The sequence below is a fragment of the Streptomyces sp. WAC06614 genome, from assembly GCF_003949795.1.
Classification (GTDB): Bacteria; Actinomycetota; Actinomycetes; order Streptomycetales; family Streptomycetaceae; genus Streptomyces.
The window spans coordinates 1-993 of the sequence record NZ_RPRY01000718.1 but is presented as its reverse complement, the minus strand read 5'-3'; the positions used below and the strand labels follow the sequence as shown (position 1 = coordinate 993).

The following is a 993-nucleotide window of genomic DNA, read 5'->3' as shown; positions in this document are numbered from 1 at the left end:
ACGGCCAGGGGCGGGCGGCCGTAGCGCTCGGTCAGGGCACGGGTGTCGGCCCGGTTCAGCCAGCGGCCGTCGGGCCGCCGCACCCCCATGGCGGCGGGCACGGCGCGGCCGGTGGCCCGTGCGGGGTCGAGGCCGATGCTGTCGAGGCCGATGCTGTCGAAGGCGCGCAGGGCGTTGGGTGCGAGCACGATCCCGGCCCCGAGGGCGGGCCCGTCCGCGGTCCGCTCGTACACGATGACCTGCCACCCGCGCCGGTGCAGGGCCACGGCCGCCGTGAGCCCGCCGATTCCGGCTCCCACCACGACCGCGCGCCGTCGTCCAGATCGAGACATGCGTCCACCGCTCCTGTGTCGTGTGCCGATGCCCTGCCGCACATGACGGTCTCCTCTACAGGTGTAGAGGCTCGGGCGAGACCCACTCTACAGCTGTAGAGTGGGGGGATGTCATCCCCCTCGGCTGCGCCGGACCGCAGGACGCTGATCGCCGACACCGCCATCGCCACCGTGGCCGCCGCCGGGCTGCGCGGGCTGACCCACCGCGCGGTCGACTCCGCCGCCGGCCTGCCGGCGGGCAGCACGTCGTACTACTTCCGCACCCGGACGGCCCTGATCGAGGCCTGCTACCAACGCCTGGCCGAACTGGACCTGGCCGACGTGGACCTGGCCGATCCGGGCCTCGGCGGGGCAGGCCCGGGCGGGGTGGACCCCGGAGGGGCGCGGAGCGGCGGGGCGCGGAGCGGCGGCGCCGGGAGTGGGGGAACGGCGCCGGGAGGCGGGGTCGACGCGCCTGTCGAGCCCGTCTCGCCCGTCTCGCCCGTCTCGCCCGTCTCGCCCGTCGCGCCCGACGGCGCGGGGCGGGATGCGTCGGCGGCCGGGCGGGACGTGGCGGCGGCCGGGCTCGCCGCCGTGCTGCACCGCTGGCTGACGACGGGGCGGGAGCGTCAACTGGCCCGCTTCGAACTCACCCTGGAGGCCGCCCGCAACCCCGAGCTGC

Annotated in this window: 2 protein-coding genes; one reads left to right on the top strand and one right to left on the bottom strand. The window is 76.9% G+C overall.

Annotated features, from left to right (window positions below):
• Nucleotides 1–332 (bottom strand): NAD(P)/FAD-dependent oxidoreductase (locus EF918_RS36105; protein ID WP_125653013.1); only part of this gene is annotated, 332 nt, incomplete at its 3' end.
• 108 nt (nt 333–440) lie between these two features.
• Between EF918_RS36105 and EF918_RS38880 the strand changes: the two genes are divergently transcribed.
• Nucleotides 441–993, top strand: a 553-nt coding sequence (locus EF918_RS38880; protein WP_369009110.1) for a TetR/AcrR family transcriptional regulator, incomplete at its 3' end; no start/stop codon positions are given.